At 32.7% G+C, this 6,995-nt stretch carries 5 protein-coding genes; 2 read left to right on the top strand and 3 right to left on the bottom strand.

Annotation, left to right across the window (positions count from 1 at the left end):
* Window positions 1–909: 909 nt before the first annotated feature.
* Complete coding sequence (locus HNQ90_RS14555) at window positions 910–2,730, top strand: SLC13 family permease (protein ID WP_144117770.1); 1,821 nt, start codon at window positions 910–912, stop codon at window positions 2,728–2,730.
* A gap of 2 nt (window positions 2,731–2,732) precedes the next feature.
* On the opposite strand, the gene HNQ90_RS14550 is transcribed toward HNQ90_RS14555, so the two are convergent.
* From HNQ90_RS14550 to HNQ90_RS14540, 3 genes are all read right to left on the bottom strand, one after another.
* Window positions 2,733–2,939 carry a hypothetical protein gene (locus tag HNQ90_RS14550; RefSeq protein WP_144117771.1) on the bottom strand — a complete coding sequence of 69 codons (207 nt, stop codon included), beginning with the start codon at window positions 2,937–2,939 and terminating at the stop codon, window positions 2,733–2,735.
* Window positions 2,940–3,225: 286 nt separating this feature from the next.
* Window positions 3,226–3,891: a response regulator transcription factor gene (locus HNQ90_RS14545; protein ID WP_144117772.1), complete on the bottom strand. Its 666-nt coding sequence runs from the start codon at window positions 3,889–3,891 to the stop codon at window positions 3,226–3,228.
* 3 nt (window positions 3,892–3,894) lie between these two features.
* A complete protein-coding gene (locus HNQ90_RS14540) occupies window positions 3,895–5,490 on the bottom strand; it encodes a tetratricopeptide repeat-containing sensor histidine kinase (protein WP_172625917.1) in 1,596 nt (531 codons plus the stop codon).
* Between the two features lie 320 nt (window positions 5,491–5,810).
* Between HNQ90_RS14540 and HNQ90_RS14535 the strand changes: the two genes are divergently transcribed.
* Window positions 5,811–6,956, top strand: a complete 1,146-nt coding sequence (locus tag HNQ90_RS14535; protein ID WP_144117774.1) for a saccharopine dehydrogenase family protein — start codon at window positions 5,811–5,813, stop codon at window positions 6,954–6,956.
* Window positions 6,957–6,995 lie beyond the last annotated feature (39 nt).

Raw genomic sequence — 6,995 nt, 5'->3', positions numbered from 1 at the left:
TTTTAGGCTCTTGTACAACTCCTAAACTTTTTCCTGTTTCCGAATCGACTAAAGCCGCTTTAATGGAAGAACTTCCTATATCTATTCCTAAATGACAACTCATTTTTGTGCTCCTAATTATACTATTTTTATTTTTTTAATATAATGTTTGAAACCCTTCATAAATCATTATACTCAACAATGTTAAACCTTTGCGTTATTTATAACATCCTGTACTATGCTGATTTTTTAAATAAAAATTCGTAGCATCTTTTTCAATTATCACTATGATGTCCTTAAAAAAATGGAATTAAGATGTTACGAACAATCGGTACATACAATATTAAAGATTCAGATCTGGGAAGTTAAATTGAACAAACTAAAACAAGACAGAATACTCGTTTTAATAGTTGCTCCATTCCTCCAGACCCTAAAAAAGAAATTTTCGAAAGAATTTAGAAGAATTAGGTTTGGTTCTTATAACTGCTTTTACTGATGACACATTTTTAGAATATTTAATATCCAAAAGACAAACATTTTAGGTACCACACAGACATAACATTTATTGATATTGCTTGATTTAAAACAACATCAAATATTATTAAATAACTATAAATCAGTGTGTGTGTTACTATAGTATAATGATTTTTACTCCACACCGCTAAGAATTTTCAACTAAGAGGTCGCGGGATCGTGCCCCGCTCTCGCTACAATTAAAACCAGAAAAGTCAAGAATTTTATTCTTGGCTTTTTTTTGTTTTAAACTCAGCTAAAATAGACACACACAGGCACCAAAAATTCATCGATTTAAACCATTTACTAGATAATAACATAATTCGATTAACCGCAAAAAATAAATGATTCCCTATTCGTGTTTCATGCTTACTTTTTGATTATTTTTAGTAATACATTTTTTATTACAATTTATATTTGGAACCTTCTATTTTATTAGTTTTTGTAATTATTGCCTGTACGGTTATACTTTTTATAACAGAGTATTTCCCTGTTGACAAAATTGGCTTCTTAATTATAATTGCTCTGGTTTTATTGCAACTTACAACGCCTGAAGAAGCCATTAGTGGTTTTTCTAACCCCGCAGTAATTACTATACTCTCACTCATGATTATAGCTACTGGCTTAGAAGATAATGGCGTAATTGATTGGCTAACCCAACTCATTAAAAAATTAAAAATACTGCCGTTAGTATTGTTAACTCCGGTTTTTATGTTGGTTTCGGCTGGTATTTCGTCCTTTATAAGTACAACTGCCGTGGTCATTATATTTCTTAAAATAATTAGTCAGTTAGCAGAACGTTATAATTTTTCGGCATCAAAGTTACTCATGCCAATTTCATTTGCAGGTATACTAGGTGGTAGCTGTACGCTAATGGGAACATCTACAAACCTTATTGTAAACTCCGTGGCTCAAAAAGCTGGTGTAGAAACTTTTTCGTTCTTTGAGTTTAGTACTTACGGGTTGGTATTTTTAGCAATTGGCATTGTTTTTATGACTATAGCTTCAAAATTTCTTCCGAAGGACAAACAAGATGATTTACAGAACACCTATGATATTGAAAGTTATATTTTCTCGGTTACAGTTTCGGAAACTTCAGATTTAATTGGAAAGAATATTTCTGAAATAGAATTTATTTCTGAAGAACTCGCTACACCTTTAAAACTTATTAGAAATAAAAAAGTTATTAATGCTCCTGGTAAGTACATAGATATTAAGGTGAATGATAATCTTGTGCTTATGAGCTCTTTTGAATATATAAACCGAATTATTCAAAACCACGATTTAATTATTAATGATAAAAAAAGGGAACTTAAAAATGCCGAAGTAGATGAAAATCTGAGCAGCACTATTAGTAATATGACTTATGTAGAACTGCTTATATTACCGGGTTCAGGCTTTATTGGAAAAACCTTAAAAAACATAAGAAAAATGTCACTTGGTGGCGCCTACCCTATTGCCATAAAAAAGAGAAAAAAACTTAGAAATACTACCGAAAGGTTAATTAGAAAAAGTATTAAGGATATAACATTAAAACCGGGCGACAGATTATTAATAGAGTTACAAGAGCAACAAATTGGCAAACTTAGGGCTTTGGATAATGTTGTTATTTTAAATCAGCATGAATACAGACAACACATAACAACCAAACGTAAAATTACAGCATTAGTCATCTTGCTTATGGTTGTAGGGTTAGCTGCAAGCGGTGTATTATCTATTTTAAGTGCTTCGTTGGCTGGTGTAGCCGCCATGTTACTCTTTAGGCTAATCTCTCTAGAAAACATTTACCATCGTGTAAATTGGCAAATTATATTTTTATTGGCAGGTATGATTCCGCTTGGTATTGCCATGACTAACTCGGGTGCAGATCTTTGGTTAAGTAACCAATTGCAAGCCATACTTACGGGCCAACCTCCATATATTGTAATTGGCCTTTTACTCGCTATAAGCATGATACTTTCCGGTTTTATTAGCAATAATGCCACTGCAATTATATTAACTCCCGTTGCTATAGGGCTAGCTGCAGGACTTAATCTTGATGTAAAACCATTTATACTTGCTGTACTATTTGGTGCAAACTTTAGTTTTTTCACCCCAGTTGGCTACCAAACCAATACTTTAATTTATGGCACAGGACTCTATAAGTTTAAGCACTTTCTTATTATAGGCGGACTACTATCGTTAATACTTTGGGTTGCGGGAACCATTATTTTAACCAGATCTTTACTAGTAAGTTAATACTATTTGGTATGGCAATAAGCCGAACAATAATAACACCCATTAGTTTGTCCATAGTGTTTTTTAGCCTCTTTAATGGCGTCCGGACAATTATTAAACAAACCTAAATACACCTGGTTTTCTTCATTAGGTATAAAGGAACAACCTCGTTTATGTACCTCATGATCTCCATTTGCTTGTGCCTTTTTATTTACATAATAACTCGTCATGCTTATTTATTATTAGGTTTGTACTGCAAAGATACACTCTTACGTATAAAAAAACTTACGGAATTCCGTAAGACTTCAGTTTAATATATCTGTACTATAAAATTGAAAATGTCAGATCTACATGTTTAGTTAAGCTTTATGTAAAACATAAAAAAACCCTGTACAAAAGACGTACAGAGTTTTCTAGTTACCCCCCTAATGCTGATTAAGCAAATTAATAGCAATACAATAATACCTAGGCATGGTATATTCCTATTACTGTTTCCCGTAAAGCAGTTAAATATTATTAAATAAGACCTAAATCTTTTACAATAGACACCAAATGAATGGCATTATTAGCCTTAAACTGGATTCGAAGTTTATTTAATCTTTTTTCAATAGAGCTTAAACTGCTAGGAGAAATATGCCTTTCTTTAAAATAATTACTAATTTCCTCTTGAGACAAGCCTAACGATAATTGCTTTAACAACTTAATATCAAAATCTTCAATTTCTAAATTGTTTTTAGGCTTTAAGGCATTATTTACTTCTGGCGACAAATACGTTTTATGGATTAAAATGGCTTGTATAGCTTTAGTTAATTCCACCAATCCTCTTCTACTCTTGCATACATATGCATTTACTTTATAATCTTGAATAAGTGTTCTTACGCGTTGTAGTCTGTCTTCAACAGAATACACGATAGCTTTTAAATCTGGATATTCCTGTTTTATGGATTTTAAAAGCATATCTCCAGAGGTAAATCGTTGTGCTCTATGGTCCGATTTAAAAGATAAATCGGTAATTAACAACTCATAAGGCTCATTGTCAAGTATTGCTTTTTTAATTTTTAAATAAGCATCATCGCAATACTGAACTTGAACTATTTGTTGCACGCCCAATTCCTTCAACGTATTATAGATACCTTTATTAATATCGTCCATATCCTCAGAAACCAAAACCTTTTTAAACATATCTTAAATCGTAATTTTCACTTTAAATCCTTTATTAACCTCAGAATCAAAGGTAATCGTTCCATTTAGCGATACAATACGGTTTTCCGCATTTTGCAAACCATTATGCTTTTTCAGGGTAGTGCCTATACCATTATCGTTATAGTTAATTTCTAAATAAGCATTGTTTTTTTGAAATTTAAGCACGGTAATGGACGCTTTACTATGCTTCTTCATGTTGGTTAATAACTCTTGAAGCACACGAAAAACAGCTGTTTTTTTCAAGTCTGAAACCGTCTCCCAATTAATGGTATGTAGTCCGTTTGTAACAATGGATAAATCATTTGTTTGATAGGCTAAAAACAAATCTTCTAAGGTGTCTTTAAAATTGTTATTAAAATCTATAAGGCTACTTTCTTTAGAGATATCTCTCGTTTTTGAATAGATATGTTCCAAATCGTCTAAAACCGTTTCTTGTATGGTATTGTTGCTCTGAATCTTAGTCATGAGATGATAAATATCGTTAGCAACCTCATCGTGTACCTTTTTTGAAATTCTAGTTTCGGTATGATAAACTTGTAATAACTTTTCCTTTTTATGTCTAGATTTTAAAACAAAATAAGTGGCAGCTGCCAATATGGTTACTAAGCCAACAATAGACATATAAAGCAACTTTAAACGCTCTTCTTTTTCCTTTTCTAATTGACTGGTTTTAAATTTAAGTTCGCTTTCCTGAGCTTTTCTAATATTTTCTGAAGATTCATACTTAACCGATGCAAATTTATTTTCGCCTAGTCTTCTGGCCTGTGTAAGACTATCTGATAACCTTTTATACTCAACTACTTTTGGGTTTTTATCCAAATCGATAAGTTGTGATAAAGCATCATTAACATAATTGGCACTGTTAATGGATTTTGCAACGTTATAGGCTTTATTGGCATAATTTAAAGCGGTGGCCGTTTTATTTTTGTCCTGATAATATCTAGACACATGTTTGTAACTAGAATACATACCAATGTTATCCTTTATCTGTTCTCTAATTCTTAACGCTTCTAGCATATTACTTAAAGCTTCCGGCGCATTAATTCTTGCTTGTACCGACCCCAAATTGTTTAAAGCACGTGCTATTTGCTTTTTATCTTGTAATCTTAAACTGTTTTTATAAACTGTACTTAGCTCTGCAATAGCCAGGTTAAACTTATTCTGGTCTAAATAAATATTGGCGATATTATTAAGAATGGTAAGACTATCTGCAGTTTTAGTAGCCAATTGTAGTGATTTATTGTAGAATTTAAGAGCTTCGTCATAATTACTATATTCCCGCTGAATCATCCCTAAATGATTATAAACACCAATTTTCGATTTTATTACGTTATCGTCAGTTTTAGCAGTATTTAATATATCTAAAGCTTCAATAGAAGTAGATTCGCTATCATACAAAAAACCAAGCTTTTTTTGAATACTAGCCATAAATCTTAAATCATTAATAACCTTTAGGGTATCGCCAGCCAACTCATGCTGCTTCTTGCTTTTTTCGTAAAAACTAAATGCTAAAGTAAGGTCGGTGCTTTTTTTAGGATTTACCACCAGATTGTAATAGTATAGAGAACTATCTGCCACCTTTTGTGCAAATATTTTTTGATTAAAGGCGGTTGTAAAACAAGCGAAGTATAAACAAAAAAAAAGGAATGACTTTTTTATTCTCATGTCTCAAAAATACTAACTAAATCTTATTAGTAAGTAACTTCTGCTAATTTTTGCTAGGTTTTCCATCAAAATTAAAAAACCTATACTGTGGTTTAATTTGTAAACCTCAAAACAGCAAGTAGGAAATCATTTAAAGGAATTATAAAATATAGGATAAATAAATTATACCCGAAATAAATAAAACTCATCAAATAATCATTAAATTAGTGTACATCAACTCATTACACCTAAATATGAAAACGCACTATAATATTATTATTGCAGGCGCTGGTGGTATTGCCGAAGCAGCAGGACTTATTTTAGCCGAATGGAGCCAAGTAACACCAACTATTTATATTGGAAACCGTACCCTTACAAAAGCCGAAAAGGTGGCTAATTGGATAATGAATGGTAGCGCAAAACCTTGTAAAGTCGTTGGGTTTCATTTAGATCCTTTAGAAATTTCGGACCATGCAAAAACGATTTTTGAAAATGCCGATGCACTTCTAGATTGTTTACCTGGTAGTTTAGCGCCAACCATGGCAAAACTTGCCAACGCCAACAATCTCTATTATGCTAACCTTACCGAATATGTTGCGGAGACCAACCAAATTATAGATTTAGCGAAACATGCTAAAACAGGTTTTGTTTTGCAAACGGGTTTAGCGCCTGGTTATATTGATGTGTTGGCACATTTTATGTATCAAGAGTTTTGTAAGCAACACGAAGTAGATCGCGTTGAAAAATTAGAATTAAAAGTGGGCGCTCTTACTAATCATGCCATTGCACCTCATTTTTATGGGTTTACTTGGAGTCCAGTTGGTGTGGCTACCGAATATTTAAAGGATTGCATTGTTATTAGAGATTATAAAAAAGCTTCGCGTCCTGCCCTTTCGGAAAGAAGCCGTATTATTATTAATGGCATTACTTACGAAGACGACCTTACTTCTGGAGGTGCCGCCGATCTTCCTGATGCTTTAAGCGGAAAAGTGAAGCATCTAGATTATAAAACCTTACGCCACCCTGGACATTACGCTTGGATTGAAAACCAATTAAAAGGTTTAAAAAGCACCGATAATCCTATTTCTGAACTGCAAGATATTATGATAAATAACATCCCTAATGTTGAGGACGACCAAATAATTATTTATGCAGCTGTTGAAGGTAAAGATGCCAAAGGCATATTACGCAGACAAGAACGTGCAAACTATATAAAACCGCAACAAGTTGGCAAACATACATTACGCGCCATACAAACAACAACTGCGGCACCCTTAGTACAATCCATTCAGTGGTTATTAGAAACACAGCCTAAAGGTGTTATACTACAAAGCCAACTAGATGCCAAGTCCTTTTTAAATGGCTCATTTATTACACCCGTTTATGGCAGTATTGCATAAATAATGAGCTTAAGTAATTAAGTTATCTCTTTAATGGCG

This window comes from Algibacter amylolyticus (genome assembly GCF_014202225.1).
Taxonomy (GTDB): Bacteria; Bacteroidota; Bacteroidia; order Flavobacteriales; family Flavobacteriaceae; genus Algibacter_B; species Algibacter_B amylolyticus.
Note: the sequence above shows the minus strand (reverse complement) of the source record. Positions and strands in the feature narration are given on the sequence as shown.